Genomic DNA, 26,122 nt, shown 5'->3' with positions numbered 1-26,122 from the left:
TTATTTTCGGTTAAATTTGAATTAATAAGGGTTGAGCGGTGCGTTACATGCTAAGCAAGAGGTGTGCACTTTTTCAGATTCCGCCGCTTGAAGCTTACAACTTCTGCAATAGAAACGCCTTCCGGACCACGGTGAAAAATATCACTACTGCACCCGCACTGCATGTCAGCACCACGATACTGAGCGGCCAGGCGGAACTGTCACCCGCAAGACCTGTGAGCGGTGACACAGTAGCACCGCCAATAAAGGGCAACAGACCGAGAAACGCTGCTGCGCTTCCTGCCGACTTTCCCTGACTTTGCATCGCAAGCGAGAATGATGACGTGGAAACCATGCCCACACTCGCGACTACCATAAATAATGCACATGCGATGACAGCGAGCGGCCATTTATTCCAGACTGTTAATAGAAGAAGGATACTGCCCGCGAATGAAATCAGCACACCTGTGCGCAAAAACTTCACTTCATGAATTCTGCCCGCTAAACGTCCGGTCACTTGCGCCGCAGTAATGATTCCCACGCCATTCAAAGCGAAGAATAAAGAAAACTGCTGAGCCGTAACATCATACAGATTCTGCAAAACGAATGGAGATCCCGCTATATAGGCGAACATACTTGACATGATCAATCCTTGCGTCAACGCGATGCCCATGAACCATTTGTCCTTCAACAGTCCGCCAAACGTCTTGACGAGAGCAAGCATTCCGCCTTCTGCCCGCTGTTTTACAGGCAGAGTGTCGGGTAAAAAGAGAGCTGCCGATAAAAACATCAGCAAGCCAATGCCGCCGAGGATAAAGAACACAAATTGCCACGAGGCAAAGTTCAGTACGACACCGCCGGCAATCGGCGCGAGAATCGGTGCTGCCCCGTTAACGATTGACAGCATCGCCATAAACTTCGTCAGCTCACTCCCCGTATACAAATCACGCGCACACGCTCTTGCGATGACAATCCCCGCCGCACCTGTCATTCCCTGGATGAAACGCAGTAAAACAAAAGCCCCGATGTTCGTACTGAACGCACATAAAAATGAAGCGATGGCGTACACTACGAGCGTGGTGACGAGCGGCTTGCGCCTGCCGTAAATATCACTCATCGGTCCAAAAATCAGCTGCCCTGCGCCTAAACCGAGCAGACAGGCTGTTAGACTTAATTGGACAAGTGATGTGGATGCCTGCAGGTCATGAGCCACGGCAGGCAATCCCGGCAAATACATATCCATCGACAGCGGTCCGAACGCTGTCAAAGAACCGAGCAGCAAGACGAGCCAGACAGTAGGCAACGGTATTCTTTTTTGTAATTGGTTATTCATATGTACAAAACCCTTTTCTTCTATAGAATTCATTCAGTATAGCAAAGAACGTATATCGCTTGAAGGTTTATGCGACATACCCTTTCACCTGTCAGAATGCCCAATTACCTATAAATGTTCAATCAGCCATTCGAAGTTTATAATTTCACGCAAATTACGCATGTATTCTACAATGTTCGCTATCTTTTTACATAAAGATTTTGTTATGATGAAGAGACTATCGATTTCACTACTGGATGGAGGTAATAATATGCTGGGCCCGCGTAAACCTGATCCGTTTTTCACTGCGTTATTGGACATCGCCAAACACGTGCAAGAATCCATGCATTATGCAAATGATTTCCAAGTTGAAACGGTCGCTGATCTGAAAGAGGTCAGTATTCAAATGAAAGAATATGAAACAGCCGGCGACACTCTGATCCATGAACTGATTACGAAGCTGAATACGTCGTTCATGACACCGATTGAACGGGAAGATATTTTAAATATCGCGATTAAAATGGATGATATCCTGGACGGCATCGAACACTTCCTTGCAAACCTTGAAATGTTTTCGCTCATTGATATCGATGAATACATGCAGAAATTCATTACGAATATTACGAAAAGCACCGATGAAATCGTGAAGGCGATGGAGTTGCTGACGAAAAAGAAGCTTGTTGAAATGCGCACACATGCAGTGCAGATCAAAGAATATGAACGGATTTGCGACGAAGTCTTACGGACGTCGATTAAGCAGTTATTCATTCGCGAGAAAGACCCGATCCGCATCATTCAGCTGAAAGATCTGTATGAGCTGCTTGAAGATATCGCGGACTATTGCCAGGACGTGGCGAACAACATCGAAACCATCATCATGCGTAACGCATAAGGAGCTATAAGCGATGGATATGATTCTCATTTTGACCATTCTCGTCGTCATTTTTGCTTTAGCATTTGACTTCATCAATGGTTTTCACGATACCGCCAACGCGATTGCCACTTCAGTCTCAACGCGTGCACTAAAACCGCGGTCGGCTATTATGCTCGCTGCGGTAATGAACTTTGTCGGGGCATTGACATTTACAGGCGTTGCGAAGACCATTACGAAAGACATTGTCGATCCGTTTTTATTGGATAATGGGTCTCTCGTTATTTTGGCGGCACTTGTTTCGGCAATCATCTGGAATTTGGTGACGTGGTATTTCGGAATTCCCTCCAGCTCTTCGCATGCACTGATCGGCTCCATCGCGGGTGCAGCTATTGCGGCGGCGGGTTTCGGTATTTTAAATTACAGCGGCTTCATTAAGATCATTCAGGCTCTTCTGTTATCCCCTGTCATTGCCCTGGTTGGCGGTTTCATTGTGATGACCGTATTGCGGGCTGTCCTGAAGAACCGTAATTTATTCAAAGCGAACCGCCGAATCCGCTATATGCAAATTGGTACGGCGGCTGTTCAATCATTTACTCACGGAACGAACGACGCACAAAAAGCGATGGGAATTATTACAATGGCATTGATCGCGGCGGAATTGCAGACGACTGATGATATCCAGCTGTGGGTCCGTATTGCAGCGGCCACCTCGATGGGCATCGGCACATCTATAGGCGGCTACAAAATCATTAAGACGGTCGGCGGCAAGATTATGAAAATCCGTCCGATTCACGGGATTGCGGCAGACTTGAACTCCGCTGCCATCATTTTCGGCGCCACCCTTCTCCACCTGCCGGTCAGTACGACGCACGTCATCTCTTCGTCCATCATGGGGGTTGGATCGGCTCAGCGGTTGAAAGGCGTGAAATGGGGCGTCGCACAACGAATCGTTCTGACCTGGATCATTACTATGCCCATCTCTGCAGCAGTCGCGGCAGTCATCTATAAAGTGCTGTCTGTTTTCCTTTAATCCCAGTAAACTTTACTTGGGATTTTTCATGCATGGAACTTTTAACTTGCAATATCTAACAATACTTGTTATGATAAAGGAGAATTATTTTTGTTCGACGTTGGTCAGCGATTTCATCTCGACCGTTTTTAAGAAATTGAGCAAGGATAGTAATACAATGTGTACACAAGTGTGCACGAGGAGGAAACAAACATGGAACAAGGTAAAGTAAAATGGTTTAACGCAGAAAAAGGTTATGGCTTCATCGAACGTGAAGATGGCGACGATGTATTCGTACACTTCTCAGCTATCCAAGGCGACGGGTTCAAAACTCTTGAAGAAGGTCAAGACGTGTCTTTCGAAATCGAACAAGGACAACGCGGACTTCAAGCAACTAACGTTACTAAAAACTAATTTAACCTTACAAACCACTTCCTTTTAGGGAGTGGTTTTTTTATGGTTTTCTTTCCTTAATCCCACGGGACTTTCCAATATTTACTTGTTATGATAGGCATAGAACTACTTATTGATCGTTTCCTATATCACTCGAGGAGGAATTATTTTGCGCAGCTTCGCTAAGTTTGTGACCCGTTCATATAAATGGATTTTCGCCTTCTGGATCTTCCTGTTTGGCGCAATGACCTATTTTGCTATTCAGCTTCCCGGCTTGCTTGCGGGTGATGGATTCCGTGTAGACGGCGAACATGAACAGGTTATGAAAATCGTCTCCGAAGACTTTGGATTGCCGGCAGAATCATTATTTCTAGTATTCGACGGAAAATCGGACAATGAAATTCAATCCGCCCTTGACAGACTGGATGCACTTGACATCGTATCTGAGACCGTTTCACCGCTGACAGAAAAAGCACAGTATACCAATAAGCTGTCTTATGCCCTGCTCCATTTTAATGAAGCTCCGGATAATATGCCGCAAGCCGTAGAAGATATCCGCGAAACCATTCATGGCGAATCAGGTATTACCCTTACCGGCGGCGGAGCATTTGAACACGACGTCAACGTGGCGAGCCAGCGTGATTTGATGACGGCTGAGGCTATTGGTTTACCTATTGCCATTGTCGTCCTGCTGTTTGCTTTCGGCACAGTCGTTGCCTCATTCGTTCCGCTGATTGTCGGAATCGGCACTGTCGTATCTTCACTCGGGATCCTGGCATTGCTCGGCAACACCGTTGATTTGTCGATTTTCGTGCTGAATATCGTACCGATGCTCGGCCTCGCACTCAGTATCGACTTTGCGTTATTATTCATCAGCCGGTATCGTGAGGAGCTGAAAAAGCGCAGTACTGTGGAATCTGTCATCATGACGATTTGCACGGCCGGACGTTCGATTATCTTCTCTGCGATTTGTGTCTTTATCGGCTTAGGCGCAATGCTGCTGATCAAAGTGGATATTTTCGGGAATATTGCACTCGGCGGCATGATCGTCGTCGGGATGGCAGTCATTTCGTCACTTACTTTATTGCCTGCCGTGCTGCTGATGCTTGGCGGACGGATCCACAAGGGACGCTTGTTAAAAGAGCGCGGTGAAGATGCGAACGGCTGGCGAAAATTCGCTCACAGCGTGATGAAACGTCCGGTAACAATTGCGGCTGCAGCGTTCGTGCTGCTTGCAATCGCAGTAATTCCAGTAAAGAACATGGAATTGACGATACCGCAGATTGATTCATTGCCGGACTCATTCGATACCCGGTTGGCTTTCGAGAAGATGGAAGATGAATTCGGACTGGGAGATGAAAGCACCGTCTTTCTGATCGCAGAACGCGACGGCAGCTGGAAGACAACAGAAGGTCTGACGGATATGCTGACGCTGCAGAATCAATTGACCGGCGATGCGCTGGTTAAGAACGTATCAACCATTTTTACAATCAGCGGTTTGGATGACGTCACCCAGTGGGAGCAGACATTGCGCATCCCGCAAATGTACGATCAGCTCAATCCGGTGCTAAAAAACTTTACGGACAGCGGCAACCGTCTGCTCATCCCGGTCACACTCGCAGCTGACGGCAGTTCCAATGAAGCACAGGATTGGGTCCGCGACTGGTCTGACAAAGATACCGGCTTTGACCTTCTGCTTGGCGGGGAACCTCGGTTCAATCAGGAGATTTTCGATGAAATTGCAGGTCATATCGTTTATGTATTGCTGATTATCATCGTTTCTACGTTTTTCATTCTAATGTTTGCTTTCCGTTCATTCATCATTCCAGTGAAAGCGATTCTGATGAATATTCTCGGGCTGTCTGCAACGTTCGGCATACTTGTTTATATATTCCAGTATGGCCATTTCGGATTAAATCCCGGCACGGTGGCGCTCATTATCCCGGTCATTGTCTTTAGTCTGGTATTCGGCTTGAGCATGGATTACGAAGTGTTCCTTATTTCCAGAATGCAGGAGGAATTCGCGCAGTCATTCGATAATGATAAATCTACCGTGGAGGGGCTCGCGACAACGAGTAAAGTGATCACATCCGCCGCCCTCATCATGATCGTTCTGACAGGTGCATTCGCATTCACGGACGTCATGCCGGTCAAGCAAATCGGCGTCGGCATTGCGATAGCTGTGGCAATCGATGCGACAATCATTCGCTTGTTGCTGGTCCCAAGTTTAATGAAGCTGTTCGGTAAATGGAACTGGTGGCTGCCGTTCGGCAAAGGTTTGTATCGTTCAAACAATCCGAAGCATTATTCGAATAAATAAGATGGAGCCGCTCAGAGTTTGGTCAGTTGACTGGACTTTGGGCGTTTTTTTGTGGTGTGTGATGGGACGATGCGGGACAGCCTTGATGCGCCCTCCCCCTGCTCCAACGCACACAGCAAAACTTCTCCAAACAAAAAACTGTCCGGAACACCCCGCTTTGGGATATTCCGGACAGTTCGTTATATTTATTGCCAGCCGAATGTACCGGTTTCGGTGTAGGGCTGGTTGTCCATTGATTGATGATTTTTCTGTACAGGATTATTTCTGAATGTGGCCTGTACCATGAGAATGATAGCCGCGACGACGATAATCAGCATGATCACGAGACCAATTGCAACTGTCTTACCCTTCATTCAACTTCACCCCTATTGCTATTATTTCGTTTTGACTGCAAAGCCTTCTTCTTTCAGATAGCTTGCCGCTTCCGAATAATCTCCAAAGCCTTCTTCCAGATTTGCTTCGTGGTAGATGTTAAAGAAACCGTCTTCCTCGAGAAGTGTCAGCTTCTGGCCATTGGAATTTTGCCATGTTTCAGCAATCGGGTCCGCTTCCTGCACTTCTGTCGCCAACCCTTCAATCGCTGCACGGATCACAGCACGCAATTCATCCGCTGTGAATTCCCGCACATTGACCAGACCGCGGTCATCCGCTTCGTACCCTTCCACATCCGCTACGTAGACAAATGCGTTGCCATTCGGGTGCAAATGCTGTACAACGACGGTTTTATCATATAATGACTCTTCATAATGATAGTTCAGCCGTTTCATTGATACTTCTTTTTTCACTAGCTCTGGAAATTCTTCTATAATCTGTTGTTTCTCCTCAAATGTTAACATGGTTTTCCTTCTTTCTGCTTAAATTAATCTGTTATCTCGTTTTCCATTCCATAAACAGTACAAGCAGTATGACAACTGCAAATGCTACTATATAAAACCAGGAAGGTACACTGCTCACACCGCCGAACATACCATCCACTCCTTCCAGACTTTCCATTCTTTTTTAAGTATACCCTTTTTCGCGCATCTCTGGACGTTAATTTTCAACAATTAATAGTTCCCGCTGTATTGCCGGAGGGTAAACAGAGTATAATATGATAGAGGAGTGGGTGTCACATGATAAAACGCCTTTTTCAATTACTTTTTCTCGCAGTGATTGTCTACGCATTCAAGCCATACTGGGAAGATCCGGTATCGAACTACGTGGATTTATCGTTTCTCGATCCGCTTGATGCGAAGGTGGAAACAGTTCTCAACGAGGAAGCAGTTGAATCTGCGCTTGATTATACAAAACAATCAATTACCAATATAATTTCATATGTTTCTGAGAAAGCCGCCGGAAGCAGTCCGCCGGATGAAGTCGCCCAGCCGGAACTGGAAGCGCCCGCAACTGGCATTATTTCCATCCATAATATCGAAATCGGCACGTCAGAAGCAGAGGTGAAGGAGAAACTGGGCGATCCAGTGCGTACGTCTGTCAATGAATACGGCACGGAATGGCTGACCTTCCATGAAAACTACCAGAACTTCATCATGCTTTCATACGATGTCAAACGCCGTGTCAATGCAATTTACACTAATGACCGGCTGATCGCCTCATCGATCGGCATCGAATATGGTGTGCCAAAAGCGAAGATCCGAGAAAGCCTCGGCGAACCGATTTCAGAAATACGCAAAGGAACGAATATTTATAAGCTCCAGGACGATGAAGGAATGGACGTTTTTCATTCAGACGGTATTTATATGTACGTCTTTTATGATTTGCATAAGGATACTGCCGTTACTGCGGTGCAGCTGATTTCGGATCGTTTGGAACAAGGTAAAACTGCGCTTTACGCACCAAAGAATGATGCAATGCGCAAAGGCTTTGAAATGCAGCTTTTCGATTTGACGAATGCCGCACGGGTGCGTCACGGACGCTCGATTCTTACGTGGGATCAGCTGGCTTCTGAAACCGCTCGTCTTCACAGTACGGATATGGCCGTACAGGATTATTTCAGCCACGAAAACTTAAAAGGGGAATCCCCTTTTGACCGAATGAAGAAGCAAGGGGTCAAGTTCGTCAGCGCTGGTGAAAACTTGGCTTATGGCCAATCAAGCAGTATTTTCGCTCATGAAGGGCTGATGAATTCGAAAGGTCACCGGGAAAACATTCTGATACGCGATTATCAGTTCCTTGGAATCGGCGTGGATTTCAATGACAAAGAACAGCCATTTTACACGGAAAACTTCTTCGCAAAATAAGGGGATTTCCTTTCATTACAGCAAGTAATCCGGTAAAATAGAGTGAAGGGCTTTTGTACAGTAAAGACCTTCATTACAGCTTTAAAGGAGACTATCAATTGAAAAAAATTGCTGCATTTTTCCTGGCCGCGTCATTAATTTTGTCGCCGATCGGGAACATCATTTTTCAGGATGAAATCACTGCGGAAGCGCGCGGCTACAAATCCGGTAAGAAAAGCTTCAGTACACCGAACCGTGTACAGCCAAATAAAGCAGAAAAGAAACAGGATACAAATCAAAACAACGATAAAGCCACTGCAGGCAATACTGCCAAAAAGCCAGGCGGAATGGGCGGCGGCTTGATGAAGGGCCTATTCGTCGGCGGACTTGCGGGTCTGTTATTCGGCAGCCTGTTTGCAAATATGGGTATCCTTGGTTCCATTATGGGCTTATTGATTAACGTACTTGCGATTGTTTTCATCATCTATATGGTACGGAAGATTTTTGCGATCTTCAAAGAGAAAGAGCGTAAACGCAATGAGGATATGAATCAATGGAACAACAGATAATTTACGAACAAGACGTAGCCAATGCAGTGTGTGTATTGATCGCTAAAGAATCACGGGCAATGCCTGACGACGTAGAAGTCGAACTTGCTTACGATGACGACACCGGGTTTTCAGCAGAGGCCGAGCTTAACGGCAAGATGCATCATTTAACTACCTCCCGTCTCGTCGAAGCGCTTCGCCTTTGGATCGAGCAGTACCTCGATCAGGATCCGATGGCAGCAGGCATCCAGTTAAAGCTGGATGATGAAGAAGGGATTATCGCAATTGTACGATAATCAGCAGAACACTCTTTTCCGGAGGGTGTTCTTTTTATTGTCATAAAGAAAATGCCGGATGTTAGGATTTATGCTTCATTCAAACGGACGGAAGCAGATCTAACGCTACAGCCGTGCGCAAAAAAGGATGCCCTGAGAACTTCGGGGACATCCTTTTTTATTCATTATTATTTCATATTCTCAGATGTAATCTCTGCACATGCGAACGGTGATCCTGAATCGCCTGCCGGATCCGTTTTATAATCATCTGCACCTTCATGGATGATCAATGCCGACCCGTCTTCATCCAGCAATGAATTTTCTTTTCCTGATTCCAATGTTACTTCTTCCGCAGTGATACTAACTTTTGCGTTTCCGTCTTCATCAGCCACGATATTTTCCAAGTCTCCTGCATGATGCCCTTCAGGATTGTCCATTCCGTGCTGTTTGCCGGTCGGGTTAAAGTGACCGCCTGCAGACGCTTTGAAGTCTGGTGCTGTACAGACGCCCGTTTCATGGAAATGCATGCCGTGTTCCCCTGGCTCAAGACCAGTTACATCAAGATCCATCGCCACTCCAGTTGGCCCTTCAGTCAATGTCACAGTTCCAATTTCTTCGCCGTCCACATTCATGACAGGCGCCGTAATTTCTGGTTCAGCCGCATTTTCTTGCTCCACCGGCGTTTCTTCATTTTCATTGACCGGAACTTTCTCATCCTCCGACGCACTTCCGCAAGCCGCCGTCAGCAGCGCAGCCCCTAATACCATACTCGATAATTTCCACATAGTTGAACTCCTCCCCTTATAAGCTACTTTTAGTATTGTTCATTACCCATTAGGATGAACTCATAGTATCTACTGTACCCACATTTAACGTTTTCTAACATGTGATTGTGTAATGTTTATGAACGGCGGCGAAGGTTGATTGAGCGGTTGGACGGGGGGTTAGAGCGGATGCGAAGTCTCATTGAGCGCTTAGGCGAGGAGGTAGAGCGGATGCGGGGCCTCATTGAGCGCTGGGACGGAGGGTATGAGCGGACGCGAAGCCTCATTGAGCGCTGGGACGGAGGGTATGAGCGGACGCGAAGCCTCATTGAGCGCTGGGACGGGGATTATGAGCGGATACCAAGTCTCATTGAGCGCTAGAACAAGAGGTTAGAGCGTTCGCGAAGCCCTATTGAGCGCTCCACTGCGTCCAACACATCCAGCATAAAAAAAACACTCCGAAGCATAAGCCCCGGAGCGTTCATATTTTCAATTCAGTCTTCAATCAGCGGATACACGCCGTTTTCGTCGTGTGTTTCTGTTCCGACTACCGGCGGGTTGAAGACACAGATCAGGCGCATGTCTTCTCTTCCTCCACGCAAGTAATGCTCATCGTGTTCGTTCAGCGCATACATCGTACCGTCTTTAATCGGATAGACTTTGCCGTCTGCCACAGTTTCAATCTCTCCGTCTCCTGCGACGCAATACACTGCTTCCAAGTGGTTTTGGTAATGAATATGTGTTTCTGTGCCTGCGTAGATAATCGTTTCGTGGAACGAGAATCCCATATTGTCTTTCTTCAGCAAGAAACGGCGGCTTGCCCATGTTTCTGCTTTCGTTTCATTTTCACTGCCTATGATTTCATCTATTGTACGTACGATCAATGGTTATTCTCTCCCTTAGTTGTGAACGACTTCTTCAATCGCTTCTTCCAGAATATCGAATCCTTTGTGAATCCCTTTTTCATCCATGATTAACGAACCGAGGAATTTGACGACTTCCCCTTCTGGTCCTGATGTTTCAATGATTAAACCTTTTTCAAATGCTTTCGCGCAAATTTTATCCGCGTAATCTTCTTTGCCTTCACCACAGACAATTCCCTGCATGAAACCGCGTCCTCGGGTTGTTGCTTTCAGCTGCGGATAATCTTCGACGATTGTCTCCATGCGTTCGGTGATAAGCTTGGATTTTTCTTGTACCGATTTAGCGAATTCATCTGTTTCCCAGTACGATAACGCTTCTGTTGCTGTCAAAATCGCCATATTATTTCCGCGGAATGTTCCGTTATGCTCAGCCGGTCCGAATTTATCATATTCCGGTTTGATCAGCGTTAATGCTAACGGCAGTCCATAGCCGCCAATGGATTTCGAAAGACAGACAACGTCGGGCTTGATGCCAGCCGGTTCAAAACTGAAGAAGGTTCCAGTCCGGCCGCAGCCTGCCTGCACATCATCGACAATCAGTAAGATATCGTAATTTTTGCAGAGGCGCTCAATTTCACGCAGCCACTCAAAGCTTGCGGGATTGATGCCGCCCTCCCCTTGTACCGTTTCCACAATCATCGCAGCGGGCAGATCCAAACCACTGCTCGCGTCAGCCAGATACTTTTTCAAATAGTTCAGCGACTGGCCTTCGTCTAAAAACGTGTCGAACGGCATAGATGTGGTGTTAGTAAGCGGTACGCCAGCGCCTGCCCGGTTGTATGAATTGCCTGTGACAGACAATGCACCGAGCGTCATGCCATGGAAGCCGTTCGTAAAGCTGACTACATTCTGGCGTCCCGTTGCTTTGCGGGCGACCTTCAATGCACTTTCGACCGTATTCGTTCCAGTGGGCCCTGGAAACATTACTTTGTAGTTCATGTTTCTCGGCTGCAAGATCACTTCGTTAAATCGTTCAAGAAACTCTTTTCGCACTGTCGTACCCATATCCAGACTATGCGCAATGCCGTCGTCCTGAATATACTCAATTAGTTTTTCTTTCATCTTGTCGTTGTTATGGCCGTAGTTCAAAGCACCGGCACCGGCAAAGAAATCGATATACTCTTTACCTTCCGTGTCCCACATCTTATAGCCTTTTGCTTTTTTGAATACTGTCGGGAAACTTCTGCTGTAACTTCTCACTTGCGACTCATGATTTTCGAATACTTCCATTACCTGCTGACTTTTGGTCAGTACCATTTGTAATTAATTCCTCCATTAAATTTCTGTATTTTCCTGTGTCAATTGCGGCAGCCGGCCAGTTGCTCAGAATGGACCGATACGGAACAGTTCTTCTGATTCGTGTCCGCCTCCAGGAAATTGATCTTCCGTGTAGCCTTCCGTAATTGTGCATTCTGTCTGCAAATCACGTGCCAGCCCTTTAAACAGCTTGGCAGACGGGATATTGGACGGTGTCACTGTCGCCTCCAAATACCGAATATTCCGACATGCATCACTCTGCAAAATAGCGTGCAGCATACGGGATGCCAACCGCTTGCCCCGTGCTGATTCATCGACCGCCACTTGCCAGATAAACAATGTGTCTTGGGCTTTCGGCTGAATAAATCCGGAAATGAAGCCGACGAGCTTGCCATCTTCCTCCACGATAATACTCGTTTCGCTGAATTTATCTGCCCACAGCAAATAGCTGTAAGAAGAATTCAGATCGAGAACCTGCGTATCCTTAATAAGCTGCCAGATGAACTTTCCATCTTCCACAGTCGGGATACGGAATGAGTAGGAGTCATCGCGGTTCAGTACTGCAATCGAAACCTTCTGATTTTTATCCAAACAGTTTCTCCTCCAAGTCCTGTCTTGTGCGTATGCACAAATTTTCACTATCTGCAAATATCTGGGATGTAAAGTCGCTTCTCTGCCAGGGAACGCGGCAATACTAAATTGGTTCACTGAATAATTATTGTCTGTGAGGTTTTTAAAGACCGAGCATAAGCACTCGGCAGATTCCGAATGAGAAATCTGGCGGATATAGCAAGGATACTTACGTAGAAAAGCCAAATGGAGATTCGTGCAGGCTATTTGGGTGCTAACTTTCTGCCTTGCGGTATGAAGAGCAAAAAAGAGCGCCTATACAAAAGCGGAGAGCTTTTGTTCATGAAAACAGCATGATTACTATTGATTCGCTGATATGAAAGACACTTTCATTATCTTGAATTTACTGCCATACGCATTCATCCAGCCAACGTTCACACACTGGCGAAGAAGCAAACTATGTGTCTCCTCTGACACTGGTTGTTATTATAGATAACTCTGAAAACGTTGTCAACAGTAAATATATAATTTCATTTATTTAATGAAAAAGTAAAACCTCGCCAGGTCAGTCAGCTTATAGCCTGAAGCGGAATTAAAAAAACCGGAAACGTTTTTCGTTTCCGGTTGTAATTTATGAAAATAATATCTTTTCTAATTCCATCGGTTCGATATACGTGTCACCTTTATAAACACGCATATTTCCTCCCGAAATCTCATCAATCAACATAATATTTCTTTCAGGATCCCGGCCGAATTCCAGTTTGATATCATACAGTTCCAAACCTTTTTCCGCCATCTCCGAACGCACTACCTCAGAAATTTGCTGAGTCAATTCTTTTAGCGTCGCATATTCCTCATGCGTCAAAATATGTAGCTGTGCCAAAGCGTCTTCAGATATCGGCGGATCTAGACGTTCATCGTCCTTGAGCGTCACTTCCACAAATGCATTCAATACTTGTCCTTCTTCACAGTACGCACCGTATCTGCGCAAGAAACTTCCGACCGCACGGTATCGGCAAATCACTTCTAATCCTTTACCAAAGACCGTAGCAGGCTTCACTGTCATCGTCACTTCATCAAGATCAGCACCGATGTAGTGTGTAGGCACGTTCTGCTCCGCCAATTTCTCAAAAAAGTACTGCGTCATGCGAAGACCGGATTTCCCGGCTCCTTCAATCGTCAGTCCCACTGTGTTGGCACCCGGATCGAATACACCGTCTTCCCCTGTTACATCATCCTTGAATTTCAATAGCACGTGGCCGTCTTCCAGCTGATAGACGTCTTTCGTTTTACCAGAATAGGTTAATTTCATCCGTACGATTCTCCTCTATTCATAAATGTTGTACTACCTATTCAGTATAAAGCACTTCGGCAAGAAGAAAAAGTCCTGATTGTCTAAACTTGATTGGCGTCAAGGCGGCATATATAAAAACGTCCTATACTTAAGTTAACAAATACAAACCAAAAGGATGAGAGTAATGAAAAAAGTTGTATTTTTAATGGAGCCATTCAGTTGTCCGTCATGTATCAAAAAAATTGAAGGTGCACTATCCCGTGCGAAAGGCGTACAGCAAGTAAAGGTTTTATTCCACTCGAGTAAAATCCGAGTAGAGTTTGACGAATCCATTATCACTGCTGATGACTTGCAGGCACTGATTGAAAATCTCGGTTACCCTGTGCTCAGCAAAAAGATTTCATAACAAGGAGGTATTCCAATGAATGCCAAACAAACGGTTCGTATTACGTCCCTTTCCGCGATATTACTTGGAGCTGCCATTATTCTGCACTTCGCAGGCTGGCACGAGGCCCGTCAGATTACACTGATTGCTGCCACGTTTATCGCCGGAACTCCAATCGCGATCAAGGCATGGAAAGCTATTCGCATGAAAGCTTTCAGCATTGAGCTTCTCGTCACCATTGCGGTGATCGGGGCGCTCTTCATCGGTGAATATGTAGAATCCGCCGCGGTCACTTTCCTGTTTTTATTCGGCGCACTGCTGGAAATTCGCACGATGGAGAAAACCCGCTCCTCTCTCAAATCCCTTACTGATCTGGCGCCGCTTGATGCAAGTGTTTGGCGCGGCGGTGAATGGGTAACGATTCCAGTGGAAGAAGTGGAGCCCGGTGACCGGGTCATTGTCCGCTCAGGCGAAAAAATTCCAGTCGACGGCCCGATTATTTCAGGTACCGCATCTATTAACGAAGCAGCAATTACAGGAGAGTCGGTCCCCGCTTCTAAAACGCTGGATGATCAAGTATTCAGCGGTACATTGATCGATCATGGCTATATTGAAGTGCTGGCAGAACGCATCGGCGACGATACTGCATTCGCCCGTATTATTGAGCTGGTCGAAGAAGCGCAGGAAGCCAAATCTAAAACCGAAAAGTTTCTGGAGCGTTTCGCCAATATCTACACACCTTCCATCGTCATTCTGTCGATTGTCGTTTATCTGTTCACACGAAATATCGAAATGACACTGACATTCCTGGTTATTGCCTGTCCGGGTGCTCTCGTCATATCCGCACCCGTCTCTATTGTGGCGGGAATTGGTAACGGCGCGCGTCACGGGGCACTCATTAAAGGCGGCGACGTAATGGAGCAATTAGCCAAAATTGATACCGTCGTCTTCGACAAAACAGGCACATTGACGAAAGGACGCCCTGGCGTTACAGATATCCATAGCTGGAATATGGATAAAGATGAGCTGCTGCGCCTCACAGCGGAAGCTGAATTCATGTCAGAGCATCATTTAGGTCAGGCCATTGTCCGGGAAGCAAAGAAACGATTCATTCAATTGCAGCACAAAGCTCAAAACACAGAAGTGATCAAAGGCAATGGAATTTCCGCCAAAGTAGAAGGTAAGCAGCTTGCCGCAGGTAATCGTAAATTGATGGAATCGCAAGGTACAGTCATTCATCCGGAAATAGAGGCTTATGCAGCCCAGCGCGAAAAAGCAGGTAATACTGCCGTATTCATCAGTGTTGGAAATGAAATTGCAGGCATTATTTCTATTGCGGATCAAATTCGGCCGGAAGCAGAAGCTGCACTGGCCAAGCTCCGGAAGAACGGCATCAAGCAAATGATCATGCTGACAGGCGATAATGTGCATACCGCCCGTCTCGTCGGCGAACAGCTGGGGCTTGATCAAGTGCATGCTGAACTGTTGCCCGAAGATAAAGTGGCAGCCGTTTCAAAATTGAAAGAACAAGGTTACCGGGTTGCCATGGCAGGTGACGGAATTAACGATGCACCAGCAATTGCTGCGGCAGATATCGGACTGGCGATGGGTGAAGGCGGAACGGACATTTCCATGGAGACAGCAGACATCGTCTTGATGGCCGACCGTCTCGACCAATTCTCTCACGCCTATGCATTATCGAAAGCGACTGTTAGAAATATGAAGCAAAACACATTCTTCGCAGTCGGCACAGTATTCTTGCTGCTCATTGGTGTGCTTTTCGGTAAAGTCTTCTTGGCGTCAGGCATGCTCATCCATGAAGCAAGTGTGCTTCTGGTGATCCTGAACGCAATTCGGTTAATACGGTATACTAGTGATAAACCATCTAACCGACATCAAAATGAGGTGAAAGCGAATGAATCAGCACCAGCACGATGACCCTATGCCCTACTATTCCTGCGTGTCCCGGGTGCCTTTGTTTAATCATCTGGAAGAGCAGCAGATGGACCGCATTGTAGAACTTGCACACAGCGCGTCCCACTCACGCGGTGCAACTATTTACCGGGAAGGCGACCATCCACAAGGATTATATATTTTGCATAAAGGCCGGATCAAAATTTACCGCCTGTCGGAAAACGGCAAAGAACAATTAGTGCGTATTTTAGAGCCCGGTGATTTCACAGGCGAACTGTCACTATTTGACGCCAAACCGCATGACGCTTATGCAGAAACGCTTGAGCCTGCGGAATTATGCATTATTGGACGCGATCAAATGCAGAAGCTTCTGCAAGAGCACCCTGCGATTTCATTGAAAATGCTGGAAGAGTTTTCTCATCGACTGGCAGGTACAGAACAGCGGGCCGCACGGATTGGAATGGAATCCGCCGAGACACGGCTCGCCCTGTACTTGGCAGATTTATCAGAAGAGCAGCAGCAACTGACGGTGGAACTGCCGATGAGCCGCAAAGACTTGGCTTCCCATATCGGCACGACGCCTGAAACGATCAGCCGAAAATTAAGCTTTTTTGAAGATTCGGGCTGGATCCGGCAGTCCGGCACGAAAACTGTGCATATTCTCGATTTGGATAAGTTATTGCTAGTATAAAAGAAGCCCTTTTCATTAAGGAATGTAAATGATATGCTAGATGAGAAAAACAAAATATTTTGACCATTAGGGGAATCCTTTACAAGGACTGAGAAAAGAGTGTGGCTCTGAAACCCTTATTACCTGAACAGGTTAGAACCTGCGGAGGGAAGTGGCACGTCGCATCGTATCTATTTCTGTCGACACATCCACCACTTTCCGATTCGGGAAGTGGTTTTTTATTGGAGTGGACCGCATGAAGTTAATTGGCGTTACCGGAGACTGTCTTACGAACGATGAGCTGCTGAAGAATTTACAGCAGGCCGAGCCGTACCTTGACGCTGTGATTCTGCGCGAAAAGTCCAAGACAGATGAACAGTTGACTGATTTGATAATACGTCTGAAGGACAGGAATTTCCCGCTTGCTAAACTTATCATTCATGCCAGACCGAGTTTGGCAAGTATGTTGTCTGTCCCGCGGGTTCAGCTGACTGGTTATGGACTGTCTGTCACAGATGCACAACGGGATTATCCGAATATTTCATTCGGCTGCTCGGTACATTCCCTGCATGAGGCACTGCAAATGGAGCAAAACGGGGCAGATTGGCTGCTCTATGGACATGTTTACGAGACTGCATCAAAACCCGGGCTGCCTCCGCGCGGCACGAAGGAATTATTTGAAATCGCGTCGGCGTGTACTATTCCGGTGTATGCGATCGGCGGAATCCATCCGCATCATCTGACAGATCTGCAGCGGCATCATGTGGCTGGCGCTGCATTATTATCCCCTATGCGCTCATCAGACGCATTACGGAGTTATCGGACGGCAGTTGAAAAAGGAGAGATAGCTAATGAAGAAGATCATTGATTTGAACGGAAAGTCTTATTCCGTTGTGCCGGAAGTGGAAACGGTCCAGCAGCTGCTTACGCATCTGGAACTCAGTGACCGCATTTTGATAGTAGAGCAGAATAAAGAAATTTTGCAGAAAGACAGCTACGATGCACCGATCATGGACAGAGACCAAATTGAAATCATACATTTTGTAGGAGGCGGATAAAGATGTTACAAATTGCAGACAAGAAATTCTCTTCACGTTTATTATTAGGAACAGGCAAATACCCTTCATTTAACGTACAAAAGCAGGCAGTGGCTGTATCGGAAGCCGATATTTTGACGTTTGCTGTTCGCAGAATGGATATTTTTGAAGCATCACAGCCGAATTTCCTGGAGCAGTTGGATTTAACGCGCTACACGCTTCTTCCGAACACGGCAGGCGCAAGCACCGCGGAAGAAGCAGTGCATATTGCACGGCTGGCGAAAGCTTCCGGACTATGTGACATGGTGAAAGTGGAAATTATCGGCTGCAGCCGTTCATTGCTGCCTGATCCTGTCGAGACATTGCGCGCGTCTGAAATGTTGCTGGACGAAGGTTTTATTGTATTGCCTTATACGTCAGATGATGTGGCGCTCGCCAGAAAGCTCTGTGAATTAGGGGTCCATGCGGTTATGCCTGGTGCTGCACCAATCGGTTCGGGCAAAGGCATTTTGAATCCGCTGAATCTGTCTCTTATCATTGAACAGTCAAATGTTCCCGTCATCGTTGATGCAGGCATCGGCTCTCCGAAAGACGCGGCATACGCAATGGAACTGGGGGCTGACGGTGTATTGCTGAACACGGCAGTGTCGGAAGCGGCAAACCCTGTCATGATGGCAGAAGCAATGAAGTTGGCGATTGAAGCGGGGCGTCTCGGTTATAAGGCGGGACGCATGCCGGAACGTGATTACGGCGTCGCAAGCAGTCCAATTGAAGGACTTGTAACCAATTGATCGGGAAATACTCACGGCAGGAACTGTTTGCGCCGATCGGGCCGGTCGGTCAGCAGCGCATCCGTGAAGCGAAAGTATTTGTTCTCGGCGCAGGCGCGCTCGGTTCAGCGGGTGCTGAAATGCTTGTCCGCGCGGGCATCGGTGAACTGACGATTGTCGATCGGGATATTTTGGAATGGACCAACCTCCACCGCCAGCAATTGTATACAGAACAGGATGTCATTTATCAATTGCCGAAAGCGATTGCAGCCGAAAGCCGATTGCGTGCCATTAATAGTGATGTGAAAATTCGCGGCATTGTCGCCGATGTGACGCCTGAAAATGTTCTCGAGTTATTCGAAGGCCATCAGTTCATCTTGGACGGCACCGATAATATCGAGACTCGCCTTCTGGCAAATGACGCAGCTCTTCAATTAGGGATCCCCTTCTTCATGGGTGCATGCGTCGGAAGCTACGGCCTGACATTTCCGATTGGCGTCAAAGAAGACGAACCCTGCCTGCACTGTCTGCTTGAAGCCTTGCCGCCGCAATCTTTAACTTGTGATACCGTTGGCGTCATTGCACCGATTGTCGTCACAACAGCTGCACGTCAAACAGCAGAACTGATGAAATGCATGACAGGCGCAACAATGGAACCGCGCCTCGAATCCGTGGACTTATGGACCGGGGAACGTGCAGCGATGAATGTGCAAAGCATGAAGAAGCCTGAGTGCCCGAGCTGTTCCGCACATCCCGCGTATCCTTATTTGTCCGCCCGGGAAGTTGTCCGCACCGCTGTACTCTGCGGGCGTGATACGGTTCAGCTGACATGGCCGAAAGATCGTCAAGTGGAGCTTGTTTCATTCGCAGAATCCATTCAGGGTATCGTCTCTAATTTGAAACAGAACCCTTATTTAGTGTCTTGCGAATATAACGGCAGCCGGCTCGTACTTTTCCGTGACGGCCGCATGCTCGTTCACGGCACGAAAGATGTCACGGCCGCAAGGAAAATCGCGGCGGGATTATTGGGGTGAATGAGCGGTTGACGGGCGGCTATGAGCGCTTGAGGGAGTGTGTTGAGCGCGCGGCGGGACTTTATGAGCGCTTGCGAGGCCTCATTGAGCGCTTAACCAGGCTTTATGAGCGCTTGAGAAACCTCATTGAGCGCTTAACGTGACTTCATGAGCGCTTGCCAAACCTCATTGAGCGCTTAACGTGACTTCATGAGCGCTTGCCAAACCTCATTGAGTGCTTAACCTGACTTCATGAGCGCTTGCCAAACCTCATTGAGCGCTTAACCTGACTTCATGAGCGCTTGCCAAACCTCATTGAGCGCTTAACGTGACTTCATGAGCGCTTGCCAAACCTCATTGAGTGCTTAACATGACTTCATGAGCGCTTGCCAAACCTCATTGAGCGCTTAACCTGACTCCATGAGCGCTTGCCAAACCTCATTGAGCGCTTAACATGACTTCATGAGCGCCACACAAAAAACAGACAATAAAAATGCTCCAGACTGCCATGACTCTTGGCCGTCTGGAGCATTTATTTTATTCATAAACCGTATCATCAAGCGCAAGTACGCCGTCAGTCATTTTGTATACTTTATCCACATATTTAATCAATCGGATATCATGTGTCACCACAATCGTCGCTGTCTGATTGGATTTTGTTTCATTGCGTAAGATTTCCATGACCTCAAACGCCCGGTCAGAGTCGAGTGAAGCAGTCGGCTCATCCGCTAGAAGGATAGACGGTTTGCTGAACAGCGCCTTGGCAATCGCAACGCGCTGCCGCTCCCCTCCCGATAAATCAGACGGATAGTTCTTATGCAGCTTCGTGATGCCCAGATCTTCATACAGTTTGCGCTGCTCGTCTTTTGACATATTATTCTTTTTCACTTTATTCAGCAATTCAAGCTGTTCATCGACTGTCAGGAACGGCACAAGGTTGGATGCCTGCAAAATAAAGCCGATTTCCTGCAGACGGACTTTGGATCGCTGCTTTTCATTGAGCTTCGACAATTCATTGCCGTTAATGATGACCTCGCCTTCGCTTGGTGTCTGCAGTCCGCCCGCCACTGTCAGGAACGTGCTTTTTCCCGAACCAGACGGACCGATGACTGCGACCAGTTCGCCCCGTTCTACGATGAAATTAGTTTCTTTCATAGCTTCAACCAGCGTATTGCCTTCACCGAAAGTCTTTTTCGCGCGCCGTAATTCTAATACCATCGCTTACCCTCCTATCGCTTCGAGCGGATCAATTCGGATAATCGTCCAAACCGAAATGACAGCTCCCATTATCGCCACTGCTATCAAAATGAAGCCATAAATGACCATCGTCGGGATATCAAACATCACAGGCACCGCACTTGGCAGGAAGCTTCCTGCAAGCAATGTCAGACCGAAACCGACGACAACACCGATCAGCGCTAGGATGAATGTTTGCGCAACGACTGACTTTGCCAAGTACGTGCTCGAAATTCCTTGTGCTTTCATCAACCCGAACATGCTGATTTTCTGCACGGTCAAGACGTAGAGGAAAATCGCGACAATCGCAGCGGAAATGACGAACAGGAAGTAGATCATATACGTCAGCGTCAAATTTTGTTCCGTATAACCCGGCAGATTCTCAATGAATATCTCAGTTTCAATGATTTCCGTATTGTCAGGCAATGATAGGTCCTTCCAGTCTTTGTCTCTGACGATAACCGCATTGACTAGGTTCTTATTCATACTGTAGGCATCGCCGTATTTGATTTTCTGCATATCATTCAATTTCATATACAGGATCGGTGATGCATTGAACCGCGCCTTTTTCGTGAAGCCGACAATCGTCAGCTCTGTATCGGAAGAAGATAATTCCAATGTGTCGCCGATTTTAAATCCTTCATCTTTCAGCACGTCAGATGCCACAACACCGTTTTGCACGTAAAATGTCGGGTCGCCTTCGCTGACTTCGGGTTTGACGAATTCTTCTTTATCAATACCGAATAGCATAACGTTCTGCTTCGTTTCGCCGTTGTTTGCGATAGCACCCATTTGGCTGACAACCGCGGTTTCTTTCGCACCGAGTTCATCCGCCAATTGTTTATCCAGCGCAGATTCATACAAACTCTTATCAGACTCCTCAGTCAGTACAATCGCATCGCCGCCCCATGCATCCACTGCTTCCCTGTTCATGCTCGCCAATCCATTGGCAAGACCCGACAGGAAGAACACGAGGAATGACACGAGCAGCAAAATTGATGTAATCAATAAAAATCGTAATTTATTTTTCTTGATTTCGCTCCAGGCCAAAAACATATACTATTCACTTCCTTTTATAGGACTTCAATTGCTTCTTCCAGCTCGTAAGATGTTGAAACTACTTCTTTTGATACGCCGCCGATTGATGTGACAACTTCTTGCAGACTATTCATATGATCAGAGAAGTGCTGAATATCATCAATTGTCAAACGGACTGTATCTGTGATGCTCTGGAATGTTTCCTTCGACATTTCCGTTTCCTTCATTCCTATATCTGCAAACTTCGTAACATTTTCGATTGCATCATGAACCGCCCGGGTCTTCGCTTTGGATCCGGCAACGAGCTGCGCAATATTATCAGTCGAACGCTTTGTCTGATCGGCTAAATTGCGCACTTCATCCGCCACAACAGCAAATCCTTTGCCGTGCACCCCTGCGCGCGCTGCTTCTATAGCCGAGTTCAGCGCCAACAGATTTGTCTGATCGGCAATCGACTTTACCAGCTGCACCACCTCTTCTATCTGAATGGAAGCGCGATTCAGTTCTTCAATCAGTTCCGCCATGCCTTTTGTTTCTTTGACGATTGTTTCCGATGTCAGGACCATCTGCGTCATCTGGTCAATTCCGGATTGCGCCTGATTCGCAGATGATTTGGAGCGCACAATACTTTCCTGGATTTTTCCGTCGAGCTCCGCGGACTGTTCAATCAACTCACTGACAACAGAATACGTGGACTCAGATTTCTCTTCGATTTTCAGCGCAATACTGCCAATTTGCTGTTTCACACTGTCTTTCACCGCCTGCTGATTTGCACGGATTTCCTCATTCATGCTTTTCTCAAACGCTTCCAGTACGAGCTGTTTCTCGAAGTTCAAGATTTTACTTAATGCCGCAATCATTTTCTGTTCTTCATGGCGCTCCAATTCCAAATCAAATAAAATTTCAAGCATCGTAATATGAAGGTTTTCGAACGCCGCGATGTACCATTTCGGTTCCAGACCGATCCGCAAATGAGATTTCGCTACTTTACTGCGGTTCTCTATATACGCTTCATCAATTACTCCCTCAAATAGTCCGCCAAGGTGAACTGCGAGCGTTTTGCTTAAATAATCTGTCGTGCTGTGTTTGTTGATCATTTGAGACAATTCAGGAACTGCCGTCACACTCGCGTAGAATGCTTTTACAATTTCATCAATTCGGTCGTTCATTGGCTCTTTCAATGCACGCAGCAACTGCAGGTCACGCTCTCTTAACTGAATGGCGTCCAGCTGCAGCTGCACTTCCTTCGAGGAGATTTGCAATTTGACAGGGACAGAAGAAATAGATTGGATAAGTGATGCCGGTTTACGTTTTTTAGTGATCCACATATAGATATTCTCCTTTTCTTCTTCCAATACAGATAAATTGCCGTTCGCTTCATCTGTTTATACCTTGTATAACGTTTGTTTTAGTCTATTATACATAGATATGATTGCAACTACTAGAGAAATTCATCGACAAAGTTCTATTTCAGCTTTAGAGTTTGTCTTCGCATCAGAACTCCTGCAAGAAAACCATACAGTCCGTGGCCAGCAATCCACCAAAACAGCGACAGCGGATCTCCTGCACTTGGCGTTCTATCGGAAAATGAAGTCGTCGGATAAAGCAAGAAACCGATAGCGATGTTCACCAAAAAAACAAACAGAATCACGTGGCTGCGGATGAAACCGGTGCTTTTTCTATAAAAGACAACTAATATGACACAGAGCACCACTGAGATGATAAGATGAAAAAATACTTCAATACTTTCAGGAAATGCATATTCTTTGATGACAGGTATGTAGTCGACATTCAACAGCAAAGTGTATACTTTAAGCCCTGTGACCGCCTGCACTATTTTCAGAAACACCGCAAGGACTATTCCTGTTACGATGCCAATCCATGTACCTTGCACACTATAGTCAGTTTTCATTTGGACACCTTCCTACACAGTAAAATAACAGATTTGACTTAACGTGTCAAATCTCTGTATAATGTTATGCATAAAGAAATGAGCGGTGTGTGGCTGCTAAATCATTTATAAAGAAAGGTGAATTGCTTTGAGGCCTTCATCTGAAACCCCAACGTATACAATTAAACAAGTGGCAGATCAAACAGGCTTGTCGAGACAAGTCTTGAGAAAATGGGAAGAGCGCTATGATATTGTCGTGCCGCAGCGTCTTGAGAATGGTTATCGTGTCTATCGAGAGGAAGATATCCGTCTGTTTTTGCTGATGAAACGTTATGCAGAAGAAGGTTTTGCGCTGCCCCAGGCTTCTGAAATGGCAAAATCCCAGCAAAAGACCAGTATGGGATCCAATACAAAAGATGCGCATGCCGAGGAAATATTATGTGATCTGTTACGTTTTGGAGAAACATGTGATGAGCTGGAATTGAATTTCACGTTGCAGGCTGCTTATCACCGATTAGGGTTAGAACAGTATTTGCAGCAAATCGCCGTCCCATTTTTGAAGATAGTAGGCGACAAATGGGCTTCAGGTGAATGGGATGAATATCAGGAGGCGCTGTCCAGTTTGGTCGTTCGGGATCAGCTCGTTCAGCTGCGCCGAAACTTCCAGTATCGGGAGGATTCACCTATATTGCTGGGGGCATGCCTCCCGAATGAATCACATGAAATTCCCGTGCATATTATCCTGCTGCAATTAATGCTCAAAGGCTGGCGCACGGCTATGATCGGGTCCTCCCCCGCTCAAGGAGCAATTCAGTCATTTGTTGAGAAGATCAAGCCGTCCAAAGTGCTGCTGTCCGCATCCACTGCACTGCCTTTTGAAAATAATCCCCAGGTGATTCAGGAGCTGGATGAATTCGCGGGCCAGCACCCTGAGATCGACTTTTATCTGGGCGGTCATGGTGCATATATCTGTCTGGATCAGCTGAACCTACAGCATATTCAAATGCTTGAATCCATTGATGACATGTAATTTTTGCATAGGTTATATGCAGCCAAAGCACGATCACGGGCAGCCCAATGATCAACAATGGGAGCCGGGTAGGTAGTGCCGATTGTTACCCCCGCTGCATTTAGTACGTCTTCGGGTGCGTCCGCGGGCTGAAATACATAGGCAAGTGGCATGTCTGTTAATTCAGGCAGCCATTTTTTTATGTACTGGGCATCTGAATCGAACTTTTCAGCCTGGAGAATTGGATTAAACACCCGGAAATACGGCGAGGCGTCAAAACCGCTGCCCGCCACCCATTGCCACCCCAAGGAATTGTTTGCCGCATCCAGATCGATCAGCGTATCTTCAAACCACTTCATCCCCTCCCGCCAGTCAATCAATAAATGTTTAATTAAAAACGAGGCAGCAACCATTCGTACCCTATTATGCATATAGCCCGTTTCCCATAACTCACGCATCCCCGCATCGACTAACGGATAGCCGGTATGCCCTGTTTTCCACGCCAGCAGCTGATCACCGACCGGCTGCCAAGGAAACTTTTCAAACTCCGGGCGTACAGGTTTGCTTAGCATTTCAGGAAAATACAGCAACTGATAGTGGGCAAAATCTCGCCATGCTAATTGCCGAATGAACGCTTCGGCCTGCTGGTCTCCTGCCAATTCTGCCGCATTCAGCGCGCCATGCCAAAGTGAACGTACACTGATATTTCCCCATGCCACGTAAGGCGACAGCCGGGATACATAAGACGTTGCAGGGTGATCACGGCCTTCCAGATAATTAGACAAGCTTTGATCCCGAAACGTTTCCCAGCATTCCATGGCCGCTGTTTCGCCGGGTTTCCAGTGTTTGGCCAGCTTTTCATGCCATGCGTGACCGTCCAATAACCCCCATTCCTCCGCGGCGAGTGAGGGAAAACATCCATCAGACGGCTTAAGTTCGGGAGCTGCAAGCGGCCGCGCGATCAATTCCTGCCTCAGCCGTTTCCAAAACGGTGTAAATACTTTATACGGCTGATTCGTTTTATTGAAAATCGCATCAGGTGCTGCGAGCAGCGTTCCTTGGAATGACCGGACCTGCACCCGGGCTTTCTCACATGCCGCTGTCAGTTCACGTTCTTGTTCGCGGCTGTTCGGATCATATAATTCATTAAATACGAGTTGGTCGGCTCCACTTTCGCTAATCAGTTTCATCAGCTGTTCGACCGGCTGTCCTTTTCTTACGACGAACTGAATCTTCCGCTCCCTGAAGCGCGCGATAATGTCCAGCAAGCTGTAATGCAGCCACCAGTCCGAGGCAGCATGGCGCGTCTCCGGTAAAATGAAAACCGGCAGCACATCCCCATGCGCTGCCGCCTCCGCCAAAGCCGGATGATCATGCAAACGCAGATCTTTACGGAACCAAACGACTGTTTTTCCCATACTC

At 46.9% G+C, this 26,122-nt stretch carries 31 protein-coding genes and 1 riboswitch; of the genes, 17 read left to right on the top strand and 14 right to left on the bottom strand.

Annotated elements, in window-relative coordinates:
- Positions 1-94: 94 nt before the first annotated feature.
- Positions 95-1,312: a multidrug effflux MFS transporter gene (locus SporoP37_RS10875; protein WP_085430938.1), complete on the bottom strand. Its 1,218-nt coding sequence runs from the start codon at positions 1,310-1,312 to the stop codon at positions 95-97.
- Between the two features lie 250 nt (positions 1,313-1,562).
- On the opposite strand from SporoP37_RS10875, the gene SporoP37_RS10870 reads away from it, so the two are divergent.
- The 4 genes from SporoP37_RS10870 (at position 1,563) to SporoP37_RS10855 (ending at position 5,887) form a co-directional block, all read left to right on the top strand.
- Positions 1,563-2,183 carry a DUF47 domain-containing protein gene (locus tag SporoP37_RS10870; protein WP_085430937.1) on the top strand — a complete coding sequence of 207 codons (621 nt, stop codon included), beginning with the start codon at positions 1,563-1,565 and terminating at the stop codon, positions 2,181-2,183.
- Positions 2,184-2,196: 13 nt separating this feature from the next.
- Entirely contained in the window at positions 2,197-3,195 is a 999-nt protein-coding gene (locus SporoP37_RS10865; protein ID WP_085430936.1) for an inorganic phosphate transporter, read from the top strand.
- 192 nt (positions 3,196-3,387) lie between these two features.
- Positions 3,388-3,588 carry a cold-shock protein gene (locus SporoP37_RS10860; protein ID WP_009766462.1) on the top strand — a complete coding sequence of 67 codons (201 nt, stop codon included), beginning with the start codon at positions 3,388-3,390 and terminating at the stop codon, positions 3,586-3,588.
- 148 nt (positions 3,589-3,736) lie between these two features.
- Entirely contained in the window at positions 3,737-5,887 is a 2,151-nt protein-coding gene (locus SporoP37_RS10855) for an MMPL family transporter (protein WP_085430935.1), read from the top strand.
- Positions 5,888-6,072: 185 nt separating this feature from the next.
- Here SporoP37_RS10855 and SporoP37_RS16965 read toward each other — a convergent pair whose 3' ends face one another.
- Genes SporoP37_RS16965 through SporoP37_RS17595 form a run of 3 tightly spaced genes read right to left on the bottom strand, consistent with a single transcriptional unit; the run spans position 6,073 to position 6,880 of the window.
- Positions 6,073-6,240, bottom strand: a complete 168-nt coding sequence (locus tag SporoP37_RS16965) for a hypothetical protein (RefSeq protein WP_155961335.1) — start codon at positions 6,238-6,240, stop codon at positions 6,073-6,075.
- Between the two features lie 21 nt (positions 6,241-6,261).
- Positions 6,262-6,723: a hypothetical protein gene (locus tag SporoP37_RS10850; RefSeq protein ID WP_085430934.1), complete on the bottom strand. Its 462-nt coding sequence runs from the start codon at positions 6,721-6,723 to the stop codon at positions 6,262-6,264.
- Positions 6,724-6,754: 31 nt separating this feature from the next.
- On the bottom strand, positions 6,755-6,880 hold the full coding sequence (locus tag SporoP37_RS17595; protein ID WP_255414225.1) for a hypothetical protein: 126 nt from the start codon (positions 6,878-6,880) through the stop codon (positions 6,755-6,757).
- Between the two features lie 119 nt (positions 6,881-6,999).
- On the opposite strand from SporoP37_RS17595, the gene SporoP37_RS10845 reads away from it, so the two are divergent.
- The 3 genes from SporoP37_RS10845 to SporoP37_RS10835 all read left to right on the top strand — a co-directional run bounded on the left by SporoP37_RS10845 (position 7,000) and on the right by SporoP37_RS10835 (position 8,950).
- A complete protein-coding gene (locus SporoP37_RS10845; RefSeq protein ID WP_085430933.1) occupies positions 7,000-8,127 on the top strand; it encodes a CAP domain-containing protein in 1,128 nt (375 codons plus the stop codon).
- Positions 8,128-8,225: 98 nt separating this feature from the next.
- Positions 8,226-8,675, top strand: a complete 450-nt coding sequence (locus SporoP37_RS10840) for a hypothetical protein (RefSeq protein WP_081243658.1) — start codon at positions 8,226-8,228, stop codon at positions 8,673-8,675.
- Complete coding sequence (locus SporoP37_RS10835) at positions 8,660-8,950, top strand: DUF2653 family protein (RefSeq protein WP_081243657.1); 291 nt, start codon at positions 8,660-8,662, stop codon at positions 8,948-8,950. Before SporoP37_RS10840 ends, SporoP37_RS10835 begins: the two co-directional genes overlap by 16 nt.
- 167 nt (positions 8,951-9,117) lie before the next feature.
- Here the strand turns inward: SporoP37_RS10835 and SporoP37_RS10830 are convergent, their stop codons facing one another.
- Complete coding sequence (locus SporoP37_RS10830) at positions 9,118-9,714, bottom strand: superoxide dismutase family protein (RefSeq protein ID WP_081243656.1); 597 nt, start codon at positions 9,712-9,714, stop codon at positions 9,118-9,120.
- Between the two features lie 168 nt (positions 9,715-9,882).
- Here SporoP37_RS10830 and SporoP37_RS16960 point away from each other — a divergent pair, with 168 nt between their 5' ends.
- Positions 9,883-10,074 carry a hypothetical protein gene (locus SporoP37_RS16960; RefSeq protein WP_143565469.1) on the top strand — a complete coding sequence of 64 codons (192 nt, stop codon included), beginning with the start codon at positions 9,883-9,885 and terminating at the stop codon, positions 10,072-10,074.
- A gap of 113 nt (positions 10,075-10,187) precedes the next feature.
- Here SporoP37_RS16960 and SporoP37_RS10825 read toward each other — a convergent pair whose 3' ends face one another.
- The 4 genes from SporoP37_RS10825 to SporoP37_RS10810 form a co-directional block, all read right to left on the bottom strand.
- Positions 10,188-10,577, bottom strand: coding sequence for an ectoine synthase (locus tag SporoP37_RS10825; RefSeq protein ID WP_081243654.1), 390 nt, complete (start codon positions 10,575-10,577; stop codon positions 10,188-10,190).
- Positions 10,578-10,592: 15 nt separating this feature from the next.
- Positions 10,593-11,873 carry a diaminobutyrate--2-oxoglutarate transaminase gene (gene ectB / locus SporoP37_RS10820; protein ID WP_085430932.1) on the bottom strand — a complete coding sequence of 427 codons (1,281 nt, stop codon included), beginning with the start codon at positions 11,871-11,873 and terminating at the stop codon, positions 10,593-10,595.
- A 66-nt stretch (positions 11,874-11,939) separates the two neighbouring features.
- Positions 11,940-12,464 (bottom strand): diaminobutyrate acetyltransferase, encoded by a 525-nt coding sequence (gene ectA, locus SporoP37_RS10815; protein WP_085430931.1) that lies wholly within the window; start codon positions 12,462-12,464, stop codon positions 11,940-11,942.
- 610 nt (positions 12,465-13,074) lie between these two features.
- Positions 13,075-13,755 (bottom strand): phosphoribosylaminoimidazolesuccinocarboxamide synthase, encoded by a 681-nt coding sequence (locus SporoP37_RS10810; RefSeq protein ID WP_085430930.1) that lies wholly within the window; start codon positions 13,753-13,755, stop codon positions 13,075-13,077.
- A 166-nt stretch (positions 13,756-13,921) separates the two neighbouring features.
- On the opposite strand from SporoP37_RS10810, the gene SporoP37_RS10805 reads away from it, so the two are divergent.
- From SporoP37_RS10805 to SporoP37_RS16955, 8 genes are all read left to right on the top strand, one after another.
- Complete coding sequence (locus tag SporoP37_RS10805) at positions 13,922-14,143, top strand: heavy-metal-associated domain-containing protein (protein WP_085430929.1); 222 nt, start codon at positions 13,922-13,924, stop codon at positions 14,141-14,143.
- A 15-nt stretch (positions 14,144-14,158) separates the two neighbouring features.
- On the top strand, positions 14,159-16,060 hold the full coding sequence (locus SporoP37_RS10800) for a heavy metal translocating P-type ATPase (RefSeq protein ID WP_085430928.1): 1,902 nt from the start codon (positions 14,159-14,161) through the stop codon (positions 16,058-16,060).
- Complete coding sequence (locus SporoP37_RS10795) at positions 16,038-16,727, top strand: Crp/Fnr family transcriptional regulator (RefSeq protein WP_085430927.1); 690 nt, start codon at positions 16,038-16,040, stop codon at positions 16,725-16,727. The genes SporoP37_RS10800 and SporoP37_RS10795 overlap by 23 nt, the downstream gene beginning before the upstream one ends.
- Positions 16,728-16,785: 58 nt before the next feature.
- Positions 16,786-16,894: riboswitch (TPP riboswitch) on the top strand.
- A gap of 68 nt (positions 16,895-16,962) precedes the next feature.
- A complete protein-coding gene (locus tag SporoP37_RS10790; RefSeq protein WP_085431773.1) occupies positions 16,963-17,574 on the top strand; it encodes a thiamine phosphate synthase in 612 nt (203 codons plus the stop codon).
- Positions 17,558-17,764, top strand: coding sequence for a sulfur carrier protein ThiS (gene thiS / locus SporoP37_RS10785; protein ID WP_085430926.1), 207 nt, complete (start codon positions 17,558-17,560; stop codon positions 17,762-17,764). Before SporoP37_RS10790 ends, thiS begins: the two co-directional genes overlap by 17 nt.
- Positions 17,761-18,534, top strand: a complete 774-nt coding sequence (locus SporoP37_RS10780) for a thiazole synthase (RefSeq protein WP_099662766.1) — start codon at positions 17,761-17,763, stop codon at positions 18,532-18,534. Before thiS ends, SporoP37_RS10780 begins: the two co-directional genes overlap by 4 nt.
- Positions 18,531-19,547: a ThiF family adenylyltransferase gene (locus SporoP37_RS10775; protein WP_085430924.1), complete on the top strand. Its 1,017-nt coding sequence runs from the start codon at positions 18,531-18,533 to the stop codon at positions 19,545-19,547. The genes SporoP37_RS10780 and SporoP37_RS10775 overlap by 4 nt, the downstream gene beginning before the upstream one ends.
- Positions 19,544-19,690 (top strand): hypothetical protein, encoded by a 147-nt coding sequence (locus tag SporoP37_RS16955; RefSeq protein WP_157118630.1) that lies wholly within the window; start codon positions 19,544-19,546, stop codon positions 19,688-19,690. The genes SporoP37_RS10775 and SporoP37_RS16955 overlap by 4 nt, the downstream gene beginning before the upstream one ends.
- A 373-nt stretch (positions 19,691-20,063) precedes the next feature.
- Here the strand turns inward: SporoP37_RS16955 and SporoP37_RS10770 are convergent, their stop codons facing one another.
- The 4 genes from SporoP37_RS10770 to SporoP37_RS10755 form a co-directional block, all read right to left on the bottom strand.
- The gene (locus SporoP37_RS10770) at positions 20,064-20,744 is read right to left on the bottom strand and encodes an ABC transporter ATP-binding protein (RefSeq protein WP_081243644.1); all 681 of its coding nucleotides are present in this window, start codon (positions 20,742-20,744) and stop codon (positions 20,064-20,066) included.
- A gap of 3 nt (positions 20,745-20,747) precedes the next feature.
- The gene (locus SporoP37_RS10765) at positions 20,748-21,818 is read right to left on the bottom strand and encodes an ABC transporter permease (protein ID WP_081243643.1); all 1,071 of its coding nucleotides are present in this window, start codon (positions 21,816-21,818) and stop codon (positions 20,748-20,750) included.
- A 17-nt stretch (positions 21,819-21,835) separates the two neighbouring features.
- On the bottom strand, positions 21,836-23,128 hold the full coding sequence (locus tag SporoP37_RS10760) for a globin-coupled sensor protein (RefSeq protein WP_085430923.1): 1,293 nt from the start codon (positions 23,126-23,128) through the stop codon (positions 21,836-21,838).
- Positions 23,129-23,265: 137 nt separating this feature from the next.
- Positions 23,266-23,712, bottom strand: a complete 447-nt coding sequence (locus SporoP37_RS10755; RefSeq protein WP_081243641.1) for a hypothetical protein — start codon at positions 23,710-23,712, stop codon at positions 23,266-23,268.
- Between the two features lie 202 nt (positions 23,713-23,914).
- On the opposite strand from SporoP37_RS10755, the gene SporoP37_RS10750 reads away from it, so the two are divergent.
- A complete protein-coding gene (locus tag SporoP37_RS10750) occupies positions 23,915-24,721 on the top strand; it encodes a MerR family transcriptional regulator (protein ID WP_232329743.1) in 807 nt (268 codons plus the stop codon).
- Here SporoP37_RS10750 and SporoP37_RS10745 read toward each other — a convergent pair.
- Positions 24,691-26,118, bottom strand: a complete 1,428-nt coding sequence (locus tag SporoP37_RS10745) for a cryptochrome/photolyase family protein (protein WP_198160019.1) — start codon at positions 26,116-26,118, stop codon at positions 24,691-24,693. The two genes, SporoP37_RS10750 and SporoP37_RS10745, sit on opposite strands and share 31 nt — an antisense overlap.
- Between the last annotated feature and the right edge of the window lie 4 nt (positions 26,119-26,122).

The sequence above is a fragment of the Sporosarcina sp. P37 genome, assembly GCF_002109365.1.
GTDB lineage: Bacteria > Bacillota > Bacilli > Bacillales_A > Planococcaceae > Sporosarcina.
Note: the sequence above shows the minus strand (reverse complement) of the source record. Positions and strands in the feature narration are given on the sequence as shown.